The organism is Kitasatospora sp. NPDC058048 (genome assembly GCF_042885555.1).
Classification (GTDB): Bacteria; Actinomycetota; Actinomycetes; order Streptomycetales; family Streptomycetaceae; genus Kitasatospora; species Kitasatospora lactacystinica.
Map to the genome: position 1 here is coordinate 71,967 of NZ_JBHVRT010000021.1, position 21,153 is coordinate 93,119.

Genomic DNA, 21,153 nt, shown 5'->3' on the forward strand with positions numbered 1-21,153 from the left:
AAGGTAGTTGCGTCAAGCCGAATGGGGCAGTCGTGCGAATGGCCCGCATCGTCGGCGCGTCCGGAGTGTTAACCCCGGGAAGCGGAATGATGGCCGTCTGTTTGCGATCCGGCGCGCTGCTAGGATGGCCCGAAGCCCGCGCCCGGTCGGCGGGGGCAGTCCCAGACATCCTTTAAGACCCGTCCCGTGAGGCGGGGAAGGAGGTCCGCTTCGGCATGACCACACACCATGAACCGACGCCCCGGGCACCGCACCAGGTGCTGGACGGCACGGACATCGCCCGGGTGCTCACCCGGATAGCGCACGAGATCGTCGAGCGCGCCAAGGGCGCGGAGGACGTCGTGCTGCTCGGCATCCACACCAGGGGCGTCCACCTCGCCCGCCGCCTGCACGGCCGGCTGGCCCAGATCACCGGGCGCGAGATCCCGCTCGGCACCCTGGACATCACCATGTACCGGGACGACCTGCGGCTGAAGCCCGCCCGCGCCCTGGAGCACACCGAGATCCCGCCCGGCGGCATCGACGGCAAGCTCGTCATCCTCGTCGACGACGTGCTCTTCTCCGGCCGGACCATCCGCGCCGCGCTCGACGCGCTGAACGACATCGGCCGCCCGCGCGCCGTCCAGCTCGCCGTCCTGGTCGACCGCGGCCACCGCGAGCTGCCGATCCGCGCCGACTACGTCGGCAAGAACCTCCCCACCTCGCTGCGCGAGGCCGTTCAGGTGCGCCTGTCCGACAGCGACGGCGTGGACGCCGTCCTGGTCGGCGACCGCGACTTCGCCGCCCGCAGCTCGCAGGCCCTGGCACCCCAGTCTTCCGAACCGCACCTCCCGGAGTAACCCGCGTGAAGCGCCACCTCGTCTCCGCCGCCGATCTCAGCCGCGACGACGCGCTGCTGATCCTGGACACCGCCGAGGAGCTCGCCCAGCTCTCCGGCCGGGCCGTGAAGAAGCTGCCCACGCTGCGCGGCCGCACCGTCGTCAACCTCTTCTTCGAGGACTCCACCCGGACGAAGACCTCCTTCGAGGTCGCCGAGAAGCGCCTCTCGGCCGACGTCATCAACTTCTCCGCCAAGGGCTCCTCGGTCTCCAAGGGCGAGAGCCTCAAGGACACCGCGCTGACCCTCCAGGCGATGGGCGCCGACGCGGTGGTCATCCGCCACCACGCCTCCGGCGCGCCGGCCCGGCTGGCCCAGTCCGACTGGCTGCACGGCAGCGTGATCAACGCCGGTGACGGCACCCACGAGCACCCCACCCAGGCGCTGCTCGACGCCTTCACCATGCGCCGCCACCTCAACCCGGGCAGCGCCAATGACCTGGCCGGGCGGCGGGTGACCATCGTCGGCGACGTCCTGCACAGCCGGGTCGCCCGTTCCAACGTCCACCTGCTGAACACCCTCGGCGCGCAGGTCACCTTCGTCGCCCCGCCCACGCTGCTGCCGATCGGGGTCGAGAACTGGCCCTGCGAGATCAGCTACGACCTCGACGCCGTGCTGCCCAAGACGGACGCGCTGATGATGCTGCGGGTGCAGCGCGAGCGGATGAACGCCGCGTTCTTCCCGACCGAGCGCGAGTACAGCCGCCGCTACGGCATGAACGGCCGCCGGATGGCCCAGCTGCCGGACCACGCGATCGTGATGCACCCCGGCCCGATGGTCCGCGGCATGGAGATCACCGCCGAGGTCGCCGACTCGCCGCGCTGCACCGCCATCGAGCAGGTCGCCAACGGCGTCTCCGTCCGGATGGCCGTCCTGTACCTGCTGCTCGGCGGAGCCACCCTCGCCGACACCGCCCGCACCGACTCCGTGGAGACCGCCCAGTGACCAGCTACCTGATCCGCAACGCCAAGATCCTGGGCGGCGCCCCGCAGGACCTCCACCTCGCCGACGGCGTGATCCAGGAGATCGGCACCGGCCTGACGGTCGAGGCGGACATCGAGATCGACGCCACCGGGCTGATCGCCCTGCCCGGCCTGGTCGACCTCCACACCCACCTGCGCGAGCCCGGCCGCGAGGACGCCGAGACCGTGCTCACCGGCACCCGGGCCGCCGCGATGGGCGGCTTCACCGCCGTGCACGCGATGGCCAACACCACCCCGGTGGCCGACACCGCCGGCGTGGTCGAGCAGGTCTGGCGGCTCGGCCAGGAGTCCGGCTACTGCGACGTGCAGCCGGTCGGCGCCGTCACCGTCGGCCTGGAGGGCAAGAAGCTCGCCGAGCTCGGCGCGATGCACGAGTCCGCCGCGGGCGTCCGGGTCTTCTCCGACGACGGCAAGTGCGTGGACGACGCGGTGCTGATGCGCCGCGCCCTGGAGTACGTCAAGGCCTTCGACGGCGTCGTCGCCCAGCACGCCCAGGAGCCGCGGCTGACCGAGGGCGCCCAGATGAACGAGGGCCAGGTCTCCGGCGAGCTCGGGCTCGGCGGCTGGCCGGCCGTCGCCGAGGAGTCGATCATCGCCCGCGACGTGCTGCTCGCCGCGCACGTCGGCTCCCGGCTGCACGTCTGCCACCTCTCCACCGCCGGCTCGGTCGAGATCGTCCGCTGGGCCAAGTCCAAGGGCTGGGACGTCACCGCCGAGGTGACCCCGCACCACCTGCTGCTCACCGACGAGCTGGTCCGCACCTACGACCCGGTGTACAAGGTGAACCCGCCGCTGCGCACCGCCGAGGACGTCCAGGCGCTGCGCAAGGCGCTGGCCGACGGCACCATCGACGCCGTCGCCACCGACCACGCGCCGCACCCGGCCGAGGACAAGGACTGCGAGTGGGCCGTGGCCGCGATGGGCATGGTCGGCCTGGAGACCGCGCTGTCGGTCGTGCAGCAGACCATGGTCGACACCGGCCTGCTGAACTGGGAGGCCGTCGCCAACCGGATGTCGCACCGCCCGGCCCGGATCGGCCGTCTCAGCGGCCACGGTCGGCCGATCTCGGTGGGTGAGCCCGCCAACCTGGTGCTGTTCGATCCCGCGTACCGTGGAGCCGTGAACCCGGACAGCTTCGCCACCCGCAGCCGCAACACCCCCTACAAGGGCCTGGACCTGCCCGGACGGGTGCACGCCACCTTCCTGCGCGGGCGCGCCACCGTGCTGGCCGGGGAGCTCGCCGAGCAGGGCGGCACGGAGTGATGCTCCACGCCACGCTCGCCCAGGAGCAGGCGAAGGTCACCGACTGGCCCGGCTACATCGGCTGGTCCGTCGGCCTGCTGATCGTGATCGGCCTGATCTACTGGCTGATGCGCCAGGGCTGGAACTGGCGGCGCACCCTGCAGTCCGGCATCCCGCCGCTGCCGGCCGTGCCGGACCGCGCCGGGCGCACCATCCTGGAGACCAGCGGCCGGTACCACGGCACGACCACCGCCGGGAACTGGCTCGACCGGGTCGTCGCCCACGGCCTGGGCACCCGCAGCCGCGCCGACCTCACCCTCGGCGAGAACGGTCTGCTGGTGCAGCGCCCCGGTGACGTCGACTTCTGGATCCCGGCCGAGCACCTGACCGGTGCCCGCACGGACTCCGGGATCGCCGGCAAGGTCGTCCCCTCCGGACTGCTCGTCGTCAGCTGGGCCCACGAGGGCACCGAGCTGGACTCCGGCTTCCGGGCCGACCACCCCGACGAGCACGCCGCCTGGGTCGAGGCGATCGCTCAACTCGCAACACGTACGAAGACGAAGACGGAAGAGGCCGCGCAATGACCGCACCTGCCCCCACCACGCAGCGCCAACGGCGGGAACGAGTGCCTGCCGTGCTCGTCCTGGAGGACGGCCGGACCTTCCGCGGACAGGCCTACGGCGCCATCGGCGAGACCTTCGGCGAGGCGGTCTTCAACACCGGCATGTCCGGCTACCAGGAGACCCTCACCGACCCGTCGTACCACCGCCAGGTGGTCGTGATGACCGCCCCGCAGATCGGCAACACCGGCTGGAACGACGAGGACGACGAGTCCAAGCAGATCTGGGTCGCCGGCTACGTCGTGCGCGACCCCGCCCGGGTCGCCTCCAACTGGCGCTCCCGCCGCTCGCTCGACGAGGAACTCGTCAACCAGGGCGTCGTCGGCATCAGCGGCATCGACACCCGCGCGCTGACCCGCCACCTGCGCGAGCGCGGCGCGATGCGCTGCGGCATCTTCTCCGGCGAGGCGCTGGCCGACCCGGCCGCCCTGCTCGCCCGGGTGCAGCAGTCGCCCGAGATGAAGGGCGCCGACCTGTGCGCCGAGGTCGCCACCACCGAGCCGTACGTGGTGCCCGCGATCGGTGAGAAGCGCTTCACCGTCGCCGCGCTGGACCTCGGCATCAAGGCGATGACCCCGCAGCGGATGGCCGAGCGCGGCATCGAGGTGCACGTGCTGCCGGCCAACTCCACCCTGGAGGACGTCTACGCCGTCAACCCGGACGGCGTCTTCTTCTCCAACGGCCCGGGCGACCCGGCCACCGCCGACCACCAGGTCGCCGTCGCGCAGGGCGTGCTGGAGCGCAGGACCCCGTTCTTCGGGATCTGCTTCGGCAACCAGATCCTCGGCCGCGCCCTGGGCTTCGGCACCTACAAGCTCAAGTACGGCCACCGCGGCATCAACCAGCCGGTGCAGGACCGCACCACCGGCAAGGTCGAGGTGACCGCCCACAACCACGGCTTCGCCGTGAACGCCCCGCTGGACAAGGTGAGCGACACCCCCTACGGGCGGGTCGAGGTCTCCCACGTCTGCCTCAACGACGACGTGGTCGAGGGCCTGCAGGCGCTCGACGTCCCCGCCTTCAGCGTGCAGTACCACCCCGAAGCGGCCGCCGGTCCGCACGACGCCGCCTACCTGTTCGACCGCTTCGTGAAGCTCATGGAGGGCCAGCGTGCCTAAGCGCAGTGACATCAAGTCCGTCCTGGTGATCGGCTCCGGCCCGATCGTGATCGGCCAGGCCGCCGAGTTCGACTACTCGGGTACGCAGGCCTGCCGGGTCCTCAAGGCCGAGGGCCTGCGGGTCGTGCTGGTCAACTCCAACCCGGCCACGATCATGACCGACCCGGAGATCGCCGACGCCACCTACGTCGAGCCGATCACCCCGGAGTTCGTCGAGAAGATCATCGCCAAGGAGCGCCCCGACGCGCTGCTGCCGACCCTGGGCGGCCAGACCGCGCTCAACACCGCGATCTCGCTGCACGCGGCGGGCACGCTGGAGAAGTACGGCGTCGAGCTGATCGGCGCCGACGTCGAGGCGATCAACAAGGGCGAGGACCGCGAGCTCTTCAAGGGCGTCGTCGAGGCCGTCAACGCCAAGATCGGCCACGGCGAGTCCGCCCGCTCGGTCATCTGCCACACCATGGACGAGGTGCTGGCCGGCGTCGACACGCTCGGCGGCTACCCGGTCGTCGTGCGCCCCTCCTTCACCATGGGCGGCGCCGGCTCCGGCTTCGCCCACAACGAGGAGGACCTGCGCCGCATCGCCGGCCAGGGCCTGACCCTCTCGCCGACCACCGAGGTGCTCCTGGAGGAGTCCATCCTCGGCTGGAAGGAGTACGAGCTGGAGCTGATGCGCGACAAGAACGACAACGTCGTGGTCGTCTGCTCCATCGAGAACTTCGACCCGATGGGCGTGCACACCGGTGACTCGATCACCGTCGCCCCGGCGATGACCCTCACCGACCGCGAGTACCAGATCCTGCGCGACATCGGCATCGCCGTCATCCGCGAGGTCGGCGTCGACACCGGCGGCTGCAACATCCAGTTCGCGGTCGACCCCGAGGACGGCCGGGTCATCGTCATCGAGATGAACCCGCGGGTCTCCCGCTCCTCGGCGCTCGCCTCCAAGGCCACCGGCTTCCCGATCGCCAAGATCGCCGCCAAGCTGGCCGTCGGCTACACCCTGGACGAGATCCCCAACGACATCACCGAGCAGACCCCGGCCTCCTTCGAGCCGACCCTCGACTACGTCGTCGTCAAGGTGCCGCGGTTCGCGTTCGAGAAGTTCCCGAGCGCCGACGCCACCCTGACCACCACCATGAAGTCCGTCGGCGAGGCCATGGCCATGGGCCGCAACTTCCCCGAGGCGCTCCAGAAGGCGCTGCGCTCGCTGGAGAAGAAGGGCTCCCAGTTCTCCTGGACCGGCCCCGTCGGCGACAAGGCGGAGCTGCTGGCCAAGGCGGTCGTGCCGACCGACGGCCGGATCAACACCGTGATGGACGCCGTCCGGGCCGGCGCCACCCCGGAGGAGGTCTTCGAGTACACCAAGATCGACCCGTGGTTCGTCGACCAGCTCTTCCTGCTGGACGAGATCGCCGGCGAGCTGGCCGAGGCCGCCGAGCTCACCCCCGACCTGCTGCGCCACGCCAAGCGGCACGGCTTCTCCGACCAGCAGATCGGCGAGATCCGCGGCCTGAAGCCGGACGTGGTCCGCGAGGTGCGCCACGCCCTCGGCATCCGCCCGGTGTTCAAGACCGTCGACACCTGCGCCGCCGAGTTCGCCGCCAAGACCCCGTACTTCTACTCGTCCTACGACGAGGAGAACGAGGTCGCCCCGCGCACCAAGCCCGCCGTGATCATCCTGGGCTCCGGCCCGAACCGCATCGGCCAGGGCATCGAGTTCGACTACTCCTGCGTGCACGCCTCCTTCGCGCTCGCCGAGGCCGGGTACGAGACCGTCATGGTCAACTGCAACCCGGAGACCGTCTCCACCGACTACGACACCTCCGACCGGCTCTACTTCGAGCCGCTCACCCTGGAGGACGTGCTGGAGATCGTCCACGCCGAGCAGCAGGCCGGCCCGCTCGCCGGTGTGATCGTCCAGCTCGGCGGCCAGACCCCGCTGGGCCTGGCCCAGGCGCTCAAGGACAACGGCGTGCCGATCGTCGGCACCCAGCCCGAGGCGATCGACCTCGCCGAGGAGCGCGGCGCCTTCGGCCGCGTCCTGCGCGACGCCGGCCTGCCGGCCCCCAAGCACGGCACCGCCTTCTCCTTCGAGGAGGCCAAGGCGATCGCCGACGAGATCGGCTACCCCGTGCTCGCCCGCCCGTCCTACGTGCTCGGCGGCCGCGGCATGGAGATCGTCTACGACGAGGCCTCGCTCGCCTCCTACCTGGAGCGCCACGCCGGCCTGATCTCCGAGCACCCGGTGCTCATCGACCGCTTCCTCGACGACGCGGTGGAGATCGACGTCGACGCGCTCTACGACGGCACCGAGCTCTACCTCGGCGGCGTCATGGAGCACATCGAGGAGGCCGGCATCCACTCCGGCGACTCCGCCTGCGCGCTGCCCCCGATCACCCTCGGCGGCCACGACATCAAGCGCCTGCGCACCTCCACCGAGGCCATCGCGCGCGGTGTCGGCGTCCGCGGTCTGATCAACATCCAGTTCGCCCTCTCCGGCGACATCCTCTACGTGCTGGAGGCCAACCCGCGCGCCTCCCGCACCGTCCCGTTCACCTCCAAGGCGACCGCCGTGCCGCTGGCCAAGGCCGCCGCCCGGATCTCGCTCGGCGCCACCATCGCCGAGCTGCGCGCCGAGGGCCTGCTCCCGGCCGAGGGCGACGGCGGCACGCTGCCCGCCGACGCGCCGATCGCGGTCAAGGAGGCCGTGATGCCGTGGAGCCGCTTCCGCGACATCCACGGCCGCGGGGTGGACACGGTGCTCGGCCCGGAGATGCGCTCGACCGGCGAGGTCATGGGCATCGACAAGGTGTTCGGCACCGCCTACGCGAAGGCGCAGTCCGGCGCGTACGGCGCGCTGCCGACCAAGGGCAAGGTCTTCGTCTCGGTGGCCAACCGGGACAAGCGCAACCTGGTCTTCCCGGCCCGCGCGCTGGTCAACCTCGGCTTCGAGGTGCTCGCCACCGCCGGCACCGCCGAGGTGCTCCAGCGCGGCGGCATCCCGTCCACGCTGGTGCGCAAGCACAGCGAGGGCGAGGGCCCGAACGGCGAGCGGACCATCGTCCAGCTGATCCACGACGGTGAGGTCGACCTCATCATCAACACGCCGTACGGCACCGGCGGCCGCCTCGACGGCTACGAGATCCGCACCGCGGCCGTGGCCCGCGCGGTGCCCTGCCTGACCACCGTCCAGGCGATGGGCGCGGCCGTGCAGGGCATGGACGCGCTGCTGCGCGACGAGGTCGGGGTGATGTCGCTCCAGGAGCACGCCGAGCTGATCAACGCCGGCCGCAAGTAGCACCACCGCAGTGGGGGGCACCGGAACAGCCGGGTGCCCCCCACTGCCATGACCGCCCCGCCCGCCACCCACCGCCACCCTTCCTCCGACGGGCGGCGCCCGCGCCCGTCTGCTCTCTCCGCTCCGGGAGTTGAACCACCCTTGTACAAGCTTCTGTTCGACCTGGTCTTCAAGAAGATGGACCCCGAGAAGGCCCACCACCTCGCCTTCTTCTGGATCCGCCTCGGCTCCTCGGTGCCCGGCCTGCGCACCCTGGTGCGGCTGGTGCTCGCCCCGCGCGACCGGGCCCTGCGCACCCGCGCCCTCGGCCTCGACCTGCCCGGCCCGTTCGGCCTGGCGGCCGGCTTCGACAAGAACGGCGTCGGCATCGACGGCCTGTCGATGCTCGGCTTCGACTACGTCGAGATCGGCACCGTCACCGGCGAGCCCCAGCCCGGCAACCCGGCGCCCCGGCTGTTCCGCCTGGTCGAGGACCGCGCGCTGATCAACCGGATGGGCTTCAACAACCAGGGCTCGGCCCGGGTCGCGGCCCGGCTGGCCGCCCGCCCGCACACCAGCTCCACCCCGGTGATCGGCGTCAACATCGGCAAGACCAAGGTGGTCGAGGAGGCCGACGCCGTCGCCGACTACGTGAAGTCCACCGAGCGGCTGGCCAAGTACGCCGACTACCTGGTGGTCAACGTCAGCTCGCCGAACACCCCCGGGCTGCGCAACCTCCAGGCCGTGGACCACCTGCGGCCGCTGCTCGCCGCCGTCCGCGAGGCCGCCGACCGCAGCACCGCCCACCGGGTGCCGCTGCTGGTCAAGATCGCCCCCGACCTGGCCGACGAGGACGTCGACGCGGTCGCCGACCTCGCGCTGGAGCTGGGCCTGGACGGCATCATCGCCACCAACACCACGATCGGCCGCGAGGGCCTGCGCACCGACGCCGGGCGGGTCGCGGAGATCGGCATGGGCGGCCTGTCCGGCGCCCCGCTCAAGGCCCGTGCCCTGGAGGTGCTCCAGCGGCTGCGCGCCCGCACCGAGGGCCGGCTGACCCTGGTCTCGGTCGGCGGCATCGAGACCGCCGAGGACGCCTGGCAGCGGATCGTCCACGGCGCCGACCTGGTCCAGGGCTACAGCGCCTTCATCTACGAGGGCCCGTTCTGGTGCCGGCGGATCCACAAGGGCCTGTCCGCCAAGGTCCGCGCGGGCGGCTTCCGCAGCCTGGCCGACGCCGTCGGCAGCGCCGTGCGCAGCTCCTGAACCCCCTCCCCACCCCTCCGGAAAGAGACGACATGACCCTCGCCCCGTTCGGCGCCCGGCTGCGCCAGGCCCTCGACACCCGCGGCCAGCTCTGCGTCGGCATCGACCCGCACGCCTCCCTGCTCGCCGCCTGGGGGCTCGGCGACGACCTCGCCGGGCTGGAGGCCTTCAGCCGCACCGTGGTCGAGGCGCTCGCCGACCGGGTGGCCGTGCTCAAGCCGCAGGCGGCCTTCTTCGAGCGCTTCGGCAGCAAGGGCGTCGCGGTGCTGGAGAAGACCGTCGAGGAGGCCCGGGCGGCCGGCGCGCTGGTCCTGATGGACGCCAAGCGCGGTGACATCGGCTCCACCATGGCCGCGTACGCCGAGGCCTTCCTGTCGCCGGGCAGCCCGCTGTTCTCGGACGCGGTGACGGTCAGCCCGTACCTGGGCTTCGGCTCGCTGCGCCCGGCCCTGGACCTGGCCCGGGAGCAGGGCTGCGGCGTGTTCGCGCTGGCGCTCACCTCCAACCCGGAGGGCGCCGAGGTGCAGCGCGCGGTGGGCGCGGACGGCGAGCCGGTCGCGGCCTCGGTGCTGCGCCAGCTGGCGGCCGAGAACGAGGGCGCCGCGCCGCTCGGCTCCTTCGGCGCGGTGGTCGGCGCGACGCTGGCCGACGCGGGCGTGGAACTGGCCATCAACGGCCCGCTGCTGGCCCCCGGGATCGGCGCCCAGGGCGCGACCATGGCCGACCTGCCGCGGGTGTTCGGCGCCTCGGTGATCAACGTGGTGCCGAGCGTCAGCCGGGACGTGCTCAAGCACGGCCCCTCGGTGCCGGCGCTGCGGGAGGCGGCGGAGCGCTTCGTCGGCGAGTTCGCGGACGCCGTCAAGTAGCGGAACCCGTCCTTCAGGTAGCCGTGCGGTGACCCTGCGGAGTGTCCGCAGGACCGCGCGGTGGCCGCGGAAGAGACGTGAGCGCCGTCACATCGGCACCGCCAAAGTCTCGCAATCGCGGTCATTTTGCCCTGGAAAGTCCTGGTCGGCCTTGGCTGACCAGGACTTTTCGTGTTCTTTTCCTGACGTGGCGCCGCAATCCGGGTAGTGTCCGGCGATAGGTCATCGGCGAGCCGCTATTTCCGTGGCTCCCGCAGGTCAGGGCCTTGTGGTTCCCCTTGCGGACGGTGTCCTCGGTACCGAACCAGTCCTAGCTCAATCCATCCATCCACACCCTGAGGTGAACGGCGTGGCCCTTCCGCCCCTTACCCCTGAACAGCGCACCGCCGCGCTCGCCAAGGCCGCCGAGGCTCGCCGGGAGCGCGCCGAGGTCAAGAACCGGCTCAAGCACTCCGGCGCCTCCCTGCACGAGGTGATCAAGGCCGGAAAGGCCGACAACGACGTCATCGGCAAGATGAAGGTCTCGGCTCTGCTGGAGTCCCTTCCGGGCGTCGGCAAGGTCCGTGCCAAGCAGATCATGGAGCGCCTCGGCATCAGCGAGAGCCGGCGTGTCCGCGGCCTCGGTACGAACCAGATCGCTTCCCTGGAGCGGGAGTTCGGCGGTGGCGCCGCCTGACCGTGCCCCCGTGGTCCCAGGATCCTCCGCGATCCGGGATAATCGGTGCATGAGTGAGCGTCCGCGGCTGACCGTGCTCTCCGGCCCTTCGGGGGTCGGCAAGAGCACGGTCGTCGCTCATATGAGGAAGATGCACCCCGAGGTCTGGCTCTCGGTGTCGGCGACGACCCGGCGCCCGAGGCCGGGCGAGAAGAACGGGGTCCAGTACCACTTCGTCGACAACGACGAGTTCGACAAGCTGGTCGCCAACGGCGAGTTGCTGGAGTGGGCCGAGTTCGCCGGGAACCGTTACGGGACCCCGCGTGCGGCCGTGCAGGAGAAGCTGGAGCGCGGCGAGCCGGTGCTCCTGGAGATCGACCTCCAGGGCGCCCGGCAGGTGCGCGAGTCGATGCCCGAGGCGCAGCTGGTCTTCCTGGCTCCGCCGAGCTGGGACGAGCTGGTCCGCCGGCTGACCGGCCGGGGCACCGAGCCGCAGGACGTGATCGAGAAGCGGCTGGAGGCGGCCAAGGTCGAGCTCGCGGCCGAGCCCGAGTTCGACACGACCCTTGTCAACACCTCCGTCGAGCAGGTAGCGGCCGAACTGCTAGCCTTGCTCGGTGTAGCCTGACCTGTCTGTCTTTTCCACCCTTTCGGAAGGTTTTAGCGTGTCCTCTTCCATGACCGCGCCCGAGGGCATCATCAACCCGCCGATCGACGAGCTGCTCGAGGCCACCGACTCCAAGTACAGCCTCGTGATCTACGCCGCCAAGCGCGCGCGCCAGATCAACGCGTACTACTCCCAGCTCGGCGAGGGCCTGCTGGAGTACGTCGGCCCGCTGGTCGACACCCACGTGCACGAGAAGCCGCTGTCGATCGCGCTGCGCGAGATCAACGCGGGCATGCTGACCGCCGAGGCGATCGAGGCTGCCTGAGGCAGTCGCAGAATTTCGGAAGGGCCCGGCGGAATCGTTTCCGCCGGGCCCTTCGGCATTCCCGGTGGTCCTCGGGTGTTCCCCGACGGCCCGCCCTTCGGCGCTCGCCGGCGACCCTCCGGTGTTCGCCGGAGGGCAGGGCGCGGTGCGGGGGTCGACCGGGGGGCCGTAGGGTGGGCGCGTTCGCGGCACGGCCGCGACGCGTTCCCGATGCGTTCCCGAGGCGGAGAGAGGCCGGTAGATGACCCTGAGTGCGGACGCCCCCCGCGTGGTCCTCGGCGTGAGCGGCGGGATCGCCGCGTACAAGGCGTGCGAGCTGCTGCGCCGCTTCACCGAGTCCGGCCACCAGGTCACCGTCGTGCCGACCGCCGCCGCGCTGCACTTCGTCGGCGAGGCGACCTGGGCGGCGCTGTCCGGCCGCCCGGCCGCCACCGAGACCTGGGAGCGCGTGCACGAGGTGCCGCACGTGCGGATCGGGCAGCAGGCCGACCTGGTGGTGGTCGCCCCGGCCACCGCCGACCTGATCGCCAAGGCCGCCCACGGCCTCGCCGACGACCTGCTCACCAACACCCTGCTCACCGCCCGCTGTCCGGTCGTGGTGGCGCCCGCCATGCACACCGAGATGTGGGAGCACCCGGCCACCCGGGAGAACGTGGCCACGCTGCGCCGCCGGGGCGTGATCGTGCTGGAGCCGGCCGTCGGGCGGCTGACCGGCAAGGACACCGGGAAGGGCCGGCTGCCCGAGCCGTCGGCGATCTTCGAGGCCTGCCGGGCCGTGCTGCGCCGCGGCGGGGCGGTGCCGACCGACCTGGCGGGCCGGCACGTGGTGGTCTCGGCCGGCGGCACCCGCGAGCCGCTGGACCCGGTGCGCTACCTGGGCAACCGGTCCTCCGGCAAGCAGGGCTACGCGCTCGCCGTGACGGCCGCGGCGCGCGGGGCCCGGGTGACCTTGCTCTCGGCCAACGCCGAGCTGCCGGACCCGGCCGGGGTGGACGTGGTGCACGTGTCGACCGCGCTGGGGCTGCGCGAGGCGGCGCTGAAGGCGGTCCAGGACGCGGACGTCGTGGTGATGGCCGCGGCGGTGGCGGACTTCCGGCCCGCCGAGTACGCGACCGGCAAGATCAAGAAGGTCGAGGGCGTCGAGCCGGCGCCCGTCGCTCTGGTCCGCAATCCGGACATCCTGGCCGAACTGTCGGCCCACCGGGCCCGTTCGGGTCAACTCGTGGTGGGTTTCGCGGCGGAGACCGACGACGTGCTCGCCAACGGTCGGGCCAAGCTCGCCCGCAAGGGCTGTGACCTGCTCGTGGTGAACGAGGTGGGCAACGGCAAGGCCTTCGGCGCGGACGTCAACGAGGCCGTGGTACTGGGCTCGGACGGCAGTGAGACGGCCGTTCCGGTGGGTCCGAAGGAGGCGCTCGCGGACGTGGTCTGGGATCTGGTCGCAAAGCGGCTGGAAACGGGCGGCAACTGATCGGAACCGCTCGCGCGGCGGTCGAGAATTCCTGAAGCGGGTGACGTTCGGCGGAACCAGACCGTTAGACTCCAGGAATCAAGTCTTTCCGGAGTTCCCCGGGTCGCCCCGGGGAACTTCAGTCAGCAGCCGCTGCAACCCCAGGGAGCGCTGTGTCTCGCCGCCTGTTCACCTCGGAGTCCGTGACCGAGGGACACCCCGACAAGATCGCTGACCAGATCAGCGACACCATCCTTGACGCTCTCCTGCGGGAGGACCCGACGTCCCGGGTCGCCGTGGAGACGCTCATCACCACCGGCCAGGTGCACGTGGCCGGCGAGGTGACCACCAAGGCGTACGCGCCGATCGCCCAGCTCGTCCGGGACAAGATCCTGGAGATCGGCTACGACAGCTCCAAGAAGGGCTTCGACGGCGCCTCCTGCGGCGTCTCGGTGTCCATCGGTGCCCAGTCGCCCGACATCGCGCAGGGCGTCGACACCGCGTACGAGGCCCGTGTCGAGGGCGACGAGGACGACCTGGACAAGCAGGGCGCCGGTGACCAGGGCCTGATGTTCGGCTACGCGTCCGACGAGACGCCCGAGCTCATGCCGCTGCCGATCACCCTGGCGCACCGCCTCTCCCGCCGCCTGACCGAGGTGCGCAAGAACGGGACCATCCCCTACCTGCGCCCCGACGGCAAGACCCAGGTCACCATCGAGTACGACGGCGACAAGGCCGTCCGCCTGGACACCGTCGTCGTCTCCACCCAGCACGCCAGTGACATCGACCTGGAGTCGCTGCTCACCCCGGACATCCGCGAGTTCGTGGTCGAGCCGGAGCTGAAGGCGCTGGCCGAGCAGGGCATCAAGCTGACCACCGAGGGCTACCGCCTGCTGGTCAACCCGACCGGCCGCTTCGAGATCGGCGGCCCGATGGGCGACGCCGGCCTCACCGGCCGCAAGATCATCATCGACACCTACGGCGGCATGGCCCGCCACGGCGGCGGCGCCTTCTCCGGCAAGGACCCGTCCAAGGTGGACCGCTCGGCCGCGTACGCGATGCGCTGGGTGGCGAAGAACATCGTCGCCGCCGGCCTCGCCCGCCGCGCCGAGGTGCAGGTCGCGTACGCGATCGGCAAGGCCGAGCCGGTCGGCCTGTTCGTGGAGACCTTCGGCACCGAGACCGTGCCGGTCCTCACCATCCAGAAGGCCGTCTCCGAGGTCTTCGACCTGCGTCCGGCCGCGATCATCCGCGACCTGGACCTGCTGCGCCCGATCTACTCGCAGACCGCGGCGTACGGCCACTTCGGCCGTGAGCTGCCGGAGTTCACCTGGGAGCGCACCGACCGGGTGGAGCAGCTGAAGGCCGCCGTCCAGGACTGACGTCCGCGGCTCGTCGCCAGTGGCGCGCGCCCGCGGCCCGTGCGCCCGTGGCCCGTGCGTCCGTAGCGCCTGAAGCGGCGCCCGCCCCCGAACGGGGGTGGGCGCCGCTTCGTGCATTGTCGGTGTGACCTGGTAGTACTTGGTGGCGATGAGCAGCACAGGGGAGAACGGGGCCGCCGAGCCGGAGCAGCTGGCGTTCATCCGGGAGACGGTCAAGCGGGCCAAGCCGCGCACCTGGCACGGGGCCAAGCGGGCCGAGCACCTGCCGGTGGCCCGGGTCGTGGTGGACAAGGGCGTGCTCACCATCGACAAGCTCTTCGACTACGAGGTGCCGGCCGCCATGGCCGAGGAGGCCCAGCCCGGGGTGCGGGTGCGGGTGCGGTTCGGGGCACGGGTGGTGAAGGGCCAGCGCGAGGGCGGGGAACTGCACGACGGGTTCATCGTCGCCCGTCTGGAGAAGAGCGACTTCGCCGGACCGCTCGCCCCGCTGGCCCAGGTGCTCTCGCCCGAGCCGGTGCTCACCCCGCAGCTGCTGCGGCTGTGCCGGACCGTCGCCGACCGGTACGCCGGGACGCTGGCCGACGTGCTCCAGCTGGCCGTCCCGCCCCGGCACGCCAAGGCCGAGGCCGAGCCCTCGCCGCCGCCGCTGCCGCGCCCGGCCGCCCCGGCCCCCGGCGGCTGGCAGCGCTACCCGGCCGGGCCCGACTTCCTCGCCGCGCTCGCCGGGGGCGGCGCGCCGCGCGCGGTCTGGGCGGCGCTGCCCGGCCCCGGCTGGCCGTACGAGATCGCCCGGGCGGTGGCCGCGACCCTCGCCGGCGGGCGCGGCGCGCTGGTCGTGCTCCCGGAGGGACGCTCGGTGGCCCGGGTCGACCAGGCGCTGACCGAACTGCTCGGCCCCGGGATGCACGTGGCGCTGGAGGCCGACCTCGGCCCGCGCGAGCGCTACAAGCGCTGGCTCGCGGTGAGCCGCGGCTCGGTGCACGCGGTGATCGGGACCAGGGCCACCATGTTCGCGCCGGTCCGGGACCTCGGGCTGGTCGTCGTCTGGTCGGACGGGGACGGCAGCCACAGCGACCCGCGCGCCCCGCACCCGCACGTGCGCGAGGTGGCGCTGCTGCGCGCCGCCGAGGAGGGCGCGGCGGTGCTGCTCGGCGGGCACGCGGTGACGGTGGAGGGCGCCCAGCTGGTCAGCACCGGCTGGGCGCGCCCGCTGGTCGCGGACCGGGAGACGGTGCGGCAGGTCGCGCCCCGGGTGCGGACCGTCACCGACCAGGACCAGCACCGGGACGCCGCCGCCCAGGCCGCCCGGCTGCCCTCGGTGGCCTGGGAGGCCGCCCGGGAGTCGCTGGCCGCCGGGCACCCGGTGCTCATCCAGGTGCCCCGGCGCGGCTACGTGCCCCGGCTGGCCTGCGGGCGCTGCCGGACCCCCGCGCGCTGCCGGCGCTGCGAAGGGCCGCTGGAGGCGCCCTCGGCGGACGCCCCGCTGTGCTGCGGCTGGTGCGGGGAGGCGGAGAACGACTGGCACTGCCCCGAGTGCGGGTCCTTCCGGCTGCGGGCCCAGGTGGTCGGGGCCCGGCGGACGGCCGAGGAACTCGGCAAGGCGTTCCCGCGCCTCCCGGTGCGGACCTCGGGCCGGGAAGCGGTGCTCACCACCGTGCCCGACGAGCCCTCACTGGTGATCTCCACACCCGGTGCGGAGCCGGTCGTGGAGGGCGGCGGCGGGTACGGGGCCGCGCTGCTGCTGGACGGCTGGGCGCTGCTCGGCCGGCCGGACCTGCGGGCGGGGGAGGAGACGCTGCGGCTCTGGCTCGCGGCGGCCGCGCTGGTGCGGCCCTCGACGGACGGCGGGACTGTGGTCGTGGTGGCCGAGCCCTCGGCCCGTCCGGTACAGGCGCTGGTGCGCTGGGACCCGCTGGGGCACGCCGGGCTGGAGCGGGACGAACGGGCCCAGCTGCACTTCCCGCCGGTCTCCCGGATGGCCTCGGTGAGCGGGACCCCCTCGGCGGTGACGGACCTGCTGAACCTGATCCGGCTGCCCGAGGGGGCGGACGTGCTCGGGCCGGTGCCGGTACCGGCGCTGCGGGGGGAGGAGCAGGAACGCGCGCTGCTGCGGGTGCCGCCCGGGCAGGGGGCCGCGCTGGCGGAGGCGCTCAAGGCGGCGCAGATCGCGCGGATCGCGCTGCGGACGGCGGAGCCGGTGCGGGTGCGGGTGGATCCGACGGACATCGGCTGAGCGGCGTCGGCCGGGGGCTGGTCGGGGCCTGGTCGGAGGCGGGGGCTTGGTCGGGGGCGAGGGTGGTGGGCGGGTGGGGCGGGGTGAGTGGGCCACCCCGCCCCGGACGGCCCGGCTGCGGCGGCTCGGTCAGCCGCGCAGCGGGATGCCGGGTCGGTCCGCCTGGGGGCGGTCGGCGGGGGTGCCGCGGTCGGGCGTGCCGCGGTCGACGGGGGTGCGCTCCATCGGGCCGCGGTCGATCGCCGTCCGGTCGATCGTTGCCCGCTCGATCGCGGTGCGGTCCATCGCGGTGCGGTCGATCGCGGTGCGGTCCATCGTGCTGCGCTCCAGGGCGCCGCGGTCCAGGCTGCTGCGGTCCAGGCCGCCCTGGCGGGCCGCCGGGACGGTCGTGGCCAGACCGGTGCGCTCGACGGCCGGGGGCAGCTCGTCGACGCGGTCCGGGCGGCTCTGGCCAGGGACGCCACCGCTCGCGGCGAGGAGCTCGCTGGTCGGGCGGCGCATGCCGTAGCGCCGGTGCACGGCCTGCTTGGTGACCCCGAGGGCGGAGCCCACCGAGTCCCAGGAGAAGCCCAGCGCGCGGTCGAACTCGACCGCCGCCGCCACCAGGGTCTCCACGCTTTCCCGCAGTTCCTGCGCCAGGCGTACGGTCGGCGCCGGCGCCCGCCCGTACACCACGAAGCCGGCCGAGGTGCTCGGTCGGCGCGGACGGTAGACGTTGCCCAGTTGAGCGGTGAGCGTCCGCAGCGCGTCGACCTGCCGCCTCACCCGCTCGATGTCCCGCACCAGCAGGTGCAGGCTCGCCCGCGCCCGTGCGTCGTGGTTGATCTGCTCGGCCATGGCCTACGTGCCACCTTCCGTACGGTTCGGCTCGGCCGGCACGCGGTGTCCCGTGCGCCCGGCCCGGTCAATCTCTCTTGACCAACGCCGAAGCGGGGGCCGGGGTAACGCGGCTGGGCACAGTCGGGCCCTGCCGGCTGTCGATCCGGGCCCCGGGGAAGCCCCCGGCGGACGGCCGCAGGGGTTGCATAGACTGGCGGGTGAACCAGCGGCCGACCGCAGCCCGCGCCCCTACGGACAGGAGCCCGTACCCCGTGGCGATCCAGCCGATCCGTCTCTTCGGAGACCCAGTCCTGCGGTCCACCGCGAAGCCGGTGACCACCTTCGACAAGGAACTGCGCAAGCTGGTCCACGACCTCACCGACACCATGCTGGACGCTCCCGGAGCCGGCCTCGCCGCGCCCCAACTCGGCGTCTCCCTGCGGGTGTTCACGTACCACGTGGACGGCGTCACCGGGCACCTGATCAACCCGGACCTGTCGCTGAGCGAGGAGGAGCAGGACGGCCCCGAGGGCTGCCTGTCGCTGCCCGGCCTGCGCTACGACACCAAGCGCGCGTACGGCGTGGTGGCCAAGGGCTTCAACATGTACGGCGATCCGGTGACCTTGGAGGGCACGCAGCTGCTCGCCCGGTGCATCCAGCACGAGACCGACCACCTGGACGGCATCATCTTCATCGACCGGCTCGACCGCGAGCAGCGCAAGGCCGCGCTGAAGGCGATCCGGGAGGCGGACTGGGACGGCGGGTCGGCTCCGGTGGTCAAGGTCTCGCCGCACAGCACCTTCGGTTCCGCCCGCTGACTTCCGCCGGTTCCGGCTGATTTCCGCTGACGTCGGCCGGGCTCGGCAGACGTCCGCCGGCTCCTCGCCGACTCCGGTCGGGTTCCGCCGGCTTCTCGAACTTCTTTTTGCAGAAAGGCCCTTGATGCGACTCGTTTTCGCCGGCACCCCCGAGGTCGCCGTTCCCGCCCTGGACGCCCTGCTCGCTTCGGACCGGCACGAGGTCGTCGCGGTGGTCACCCGCCCGGACGCTCCGGCCGGGCGCGGACGCAAGCTGGTCGCCAGCCCCGTCGCCCAGCGCGCCGAGGAGGCCGGGATCGAGGTCCTCAAGCCGGTGAAGCCGAGCGACCCGGACTTCGTCGCCCGGCTCACCGAACTCGCGCCCGACTGCTGCCCGGTGGTCGCCTACGGCGCCCTGCTGCGCCCCGGCACGCTGGAGATCCCCAAGCACGGCTGGGTCAACCTGCACTTCTCGCTGCTGCCGGCCTGGCGCGGCGCGGCCCCGGTCCAGCACGCGGTGCTGGCCGGCGACGAGGTCACCGGCGCGTCCACCTTCCTGATCGAGCAGGGCCTGGACTCCGGCCCGGTCTACGGCGTCATCACCGAGGAGATCCGCCCGGCCGACACCAGTGGCGAGCTGCTCACCCGGCTCTCGTTCTCCGGCGCGCGACTGCTCGCGGCCACCATGGACGGCATCGCGGACGGCTCCCTGCACGCCGTGCCGCAGCCGGCCGAGGGCGTCACGCTCGCGCCGAAGATCACCGTCGAGGACGCGCGGATCGACTGGAGCCACCCCGCGCTGCGGATCGACCGGGTCGTGCGCGGCTGCGCGCCGGCGCCGGGCGCCTGGACGGAGTTCCGGGGCGAGCGGCTGAAGGTCACCGGGCCGGTCCGGCTGCTGCCGGACTCCGCCGAGCTGGCGCCGGGCGAGGTCGCGATGGCGGGCAAGAACAGCGTCCGGGTCGGCACCGGCAGCCACGACGTGGAGCTGGGGGAGGTGCGTCCGCAGGGGAAGAAGGAGATGCGGGCCGCCGACTGGGCCCGGGGCGCACGGCTGGAGGAGGGGGAGCGCCTCGGGGGCTGACGCTCCGGTTTGGCGCTACTGTTCGTTTGAGATCGATTGAGATCGCCCTTGTTCGTTCAAATCTGTTGTTCGTCCGAGTACGTCGATAACCACCGCAGCACCTTGAGGCACCTGTGACCACCCCCAGCGCCAACCGCGCCCCCCGCCCGCACCGCCGCCCGAAGAAGGACCCGGCCCGGATCGTCGCGTTCCGCGCCCTGCGCGCCGTCGACGAGCGGGACGCGTACGCCAACCTGATCCTGCCCTCGCTGCTCCGCGAGGCCGAGCAGAAGGGCATGGACCGGCGCGACGCCGCCCTCGCCACCGAGCTGGTCTACGGCACCCTGCGCCTGCAGGGCACCTACGACGCGATCATCGCCGCCTGCATCGACCGGCCGCTCGGCAAGGTCGACCCGCCGGTGCTGGACGTGCTCTCGCTCGGCGCGCACCAGCTGCTCACCACCCGCATCCCCAGCCACGCGGCCGTCTCGGCGACCGTCGAACTGGCCCGGGTGGTGCTCGGCGACGGCAAGGCCAAGTTCGTCAACGCCGTGCTCCGCCGGATCAGCGCCAACGACCTGGACGCCTGGATCGAGAAGGTCGCCCCGCCGTACGACAAGGACGCCGAGGACCACCTGGCCGTCGTCCACTCGCACCCGCGCTGGGTCGTCTCCGCGCTCTGGGACTCGCTCGGCCGCTGGCAGCCGGACGCCTCCGGGCGCACCGCGATGGAGGAGCTGCTGCGGGCCGACAACGAGCGGCCCGAGGTCACCCTGGTCGCACGCCCCGGCCGGGCCACCGTCGGCGAGCTCGCCGAGGCGCTGCCGGAGGCCGAGCCGGGCCGATGGTCCCCGTTCGCGCTGAGGCTCGCCGAGGGCGGCGACCCGGGATCGATCGAGGCAGTGCAGGAGAACCGGGCGGGCGTTCAGGACGAAGGCAGCCAGCTGGTCGCGCTGGCGCTGGCGGCGGCGCCGCTGGAGGGGCCGGACCGGCTCTGGCTGGACGGCTGCGCCGGCCCCGGCGGCAAGGCCGCGCTGCTCGGCGCGCTCGCCGCCGAGCGGGGCGCGGCCCTGGTCGCGAGCGAGAAGCAGCCGCACCGGGCCCGACTGGTCGCGCGGGCGCTGGCCGGCAACCCCGGCCCGTACACCGTGATCGCGGCCGACGGGACGCGCCCGGCCTGGCGGTCCGGCGGCTTCGACCGGGTGCTGGTCGACGTGCCGTGCTCCGGCCTCGGCGCGCTGCGCCGCCGCCCGGAGGCGCGCTGGCGGCGCCGGCCGGCCGACGTCGCGGCCTTCGGCCCGCTCCAGCGGGACCTGCTGCGCTCGGCGATCGAGGCCACCCGGGTCGGCGGCGTGGTCGGCTACGCGACCTGCTCGCCGCACCTCGCGGAGACCCGCGCGGTCGTGGACGACGTGCTGCGGGCCGAGGACGGCCGGGTCGAGTGGATCGACGCGCGCCCGCTGCTGCCCGGCGTCCCGGCGCTCGGCGACGGGCCGGACGTGCAGCTGTGGCCGCACCTGCACGGGACCGACGCGATGTACCTGGCGCTGCTGCGCCGCACCGCCTGAGG

The 21,153-nt window shown here is 72.8% G+C and carries 17 protein-coding genes and 1 pseudogene; 17 read left to right on the forward strand and 1 reads right to left on the reverse strand.

The window, feature by feature from the left end; genetic code table 11:
• The first annotated feature begins 215 nt into the window (after nucleotides 1-215).
• From pyrR to ACFVVA_RS22655, 14 genes are all read left to right on the forward strand, one after another.
• A complete protein-coding gene (gene pyrR, locus ACFVVA_RS22590; RefSeq protein WP_359897432.1) occupies nucleotides 216-839 on the forward strand; it encodes a bifunctional pyr operon transcriptional regulator/uracil phosphoribosyltransferase PyrR in 624 nt (207 codons plus the stop codon).
• A 5-nt stretch (nucleotides 840-844) separates the two neighbouring features.
• Nucleotides 845-1,822 carry an aspartate carbamoyltransferase catalytic subunit gene (locus ACFVVA_RS22595; protein ID WP_387691970.1) on the forward strand — a complete coding sequence of 326 codons (978 nt, stop codon included), beginning with the start codon at nucleotides 845-847 and terminating at the stop codon, nucleotides 1,820-1,822.
• A complete protein-coding gene (locus tag ACFVVA_RS22600; RefSeq protein WP_387691971.1) occupies nucleotides 1,819-3,123 on the forward strand; it encodes a dihydroorotase in 1,305 nt (434 codons plus the stop codon). Before ACFVVA_RS22595 ends, ACFVVA_RS22600 begins: the two co-directional genes overlap by 4 nt.
• Entirely contained in the window at nucleotides 3,123-3,686 is a 564-nt protein-coding gene (locus tag ACFVVA_RS22605; RefSeq protein WP_387691973.1) for a hypothetical protein, read from the forward strand. The genes ACFVVA_RS22600 and ACFVVA_RS22605 overlap by 1 nt, the downstream gene beginning before the upstream one ends.
• Nucleotides 3,683-4,840, forward strand: a complete 1,158-nt coding sequence (gene carA, locus ACFVVA_RS22610; RefSeq protein WP_387691975.1) for a glutamine-hydrolyzing carbamoyl-phosphate synthase small subunit — start codon at nucleotides 3,683-3,685, stop codon at nucleotides 4,838-4,840. The genes ACFVVA_RS22605 and carA overlap by 4 nt, the downstream gene beginning before the upstream one ends.
• Nucleotides 4,833-8,141 carry a carbamoyl-phosphate synthase large subunit gene (carB, locus tag ACFVVA_RS22615; protein ID WP_387691977.1) on the forward strand — a complete coding sequence of 1,103 codons (3,309 nt, stop codon included), beginning with the start codon at nucleotides 4,833-4,835 and terminating at the stop codon, nucleotides 8,139-8,141. Before carA ends, carB begins: the two co-directional genes overlap by 8 nt.
• Before the next feature lie 141 nt (nucleotides 8,142-8,282).
• Complete coding sequence (locus tag ACFVVA_RS22620; protein WP_359897420.1) at nucleotides 8,283-9,386, forward strand: quinone-dependent dihydroorotate dehydrogenase; 1,104 nt, start codon at nucleotides 8,283-8,285, stop codon at nucleotides 9,384-9,386.
• A 32-nt stretch (nucleotides 9,387-9,418) separates the two neighbouring features.
• Complete coding sequence (gene pyrF / locus ACFVVA_RS22625) at nucleotides 9,419-10,252, forward strand: orotidine-5'-phosphate decarboxylase (RefSeq protein WP_387691979.1); 834 nt, start codon at nucleotides 9,419-9,421, stop codon at nucleotides 10,250-10,252.
• A 349-nt stretch (nucleotides 10,253-10,601) separates the two neighbouring features.
• On the forward strand, nucleotides 10,602-10,928 hold the full coding sequence (gene mihF, locus ACFVVA_RS22630) for an integration host factor, actinobacterial type (protein WP_030056187.1): 327 nt from the start codon (nucleotides 10,602-10,604) through the stop codon (nucleotides 10,926-10,928).
• A gap of 49 nt (nucleotides 10,929-10,977) precedes the next feature.
• On the forward strand, nucleotides 10,978-11,535 hold the full coding sequence (gene gmk, locus ACFVVA_RS22635) for a guanylate kinase (protein ID WP_359897418.1): 558 nt from the start codon (nucleotides 10,978-10,980) through the stop codon (nucleotides 11,533-11,535).
• A gap of 37 nt (nucleotides 11,536-11,572) precedes the next feature.
• Nucleotides 11,573-11,839, forward strand: coding sequence for a DNA-directed RNA polymerase subunit omega (rpoZ, locus tag ACFVVA_RS22640; RefSeq protein ID WP_030240625.1), 267 nt, complete (start codon nucleotides 11,573-11,575; stop codon nucleotides 11,837-11,839).
• Between the two features lie 241 nt (nucleotides 11,840-12,080).
• The gene (coaBC, locus tag ACFVVA_RS22645) at nucleotides 12,081-13,310 is read left to right on the forward strand and encodes a bifunctional phosphopantothenoylcysteine decarboxylase/phosphopantothenate--cysteine ligase CoaBC (protein ID WP_387691981.1); all 1,230 of its coding nucleotides are present in this window, start codon (nucleotides 12,081-12,083) and stop codon (nucleotides 13,308-13,310) included.
• Between the two features lie 152 nt (nucleotides 13,311-13,462).
• Nucleotides 13,463-14,671, forward strand: a complete 1,209-nt coding sequence (gene metK, locus ACFVVA_RS22650; RefSeq protein WP_359897416.1) for a methionine adenosyltransferase — start codon at nucleotides 13,463-13,465, stop codon at nucleotides 14,669-14,671.
• 148 nt (nucleotides 14,672-14,819) lie between these two features.
• Nucleotides 14,820-16,904, forward strand: a complete 2,085-nt coding sequence (locus ACFVVA_RS22655; RefSeq protein WP_387691984.1) for a primosomal protein N' — start codon at nucleotides 14,820-14,822, stop codon at nucleotides 16,902-16,904.
• 491 nt (nucleotides 16,905-17,395) lie between these two features.
• Here the strand turns inward: ACFVVA_RS22655 and ACFVVA_RS22660 are convergent.
• Nucleotides 17,396-17,741 (reverse strand): annotated as a pseudogene (locus ACFVVA_RS22660) (hypothetical protein); the annotation flags it as partial.
• Between the two features lie 254 nt (nucleotides 17,742-17,995).
• On the opposite strand from ACFVVA_RS22660, the gene def reads away from it, so the two are divergent.
• The 3 genes from def (at nucleotide 17,996) to ACFVVA_RS22675 (ending at nucleotide 21,151) form a co-directional block, all read left to right on the forward strand.
• On the forward strand, nucleotides 17,996-18,541 hold the full coding sequence (gene def, locus ACFVVA_RS22665; protein ID WP_387691986.1) for a peptide deformylase: 546 nt from the start codon (nucleotides 17,996-17,998) through the stop codon (nucleotides 18,539-18,541).
• Between the two features lie 124 nt (nucleotides 18,542-18,665).
• A complete protein-coding gene (gene fmt, locus ACFVVA_RS22670) occupies nucleotides 18,666-19,604 on the forward strand; it encodes a methionyl-tRNA formyltransferase (RefSeq protein WP_387691988.1) in 939 nt (312 codons plus the stop codon).
• A 113-nt stretch (nucleotides 19,605-19,717) separates the two neighbouring features.
• Entirely contained in the window at nucleotides 19,718-21,151 is a 1,434-nt protein-coding gene (locus ACFVVA_RS22675) for an RsmB/NOP family class I SAM-dependent RNA methyltransferase (RefSeq protein WP_387691990.1), read from the forward strand.
• Nucleotides 21,152-21,153: the final 2 nt, after the last annotated feature.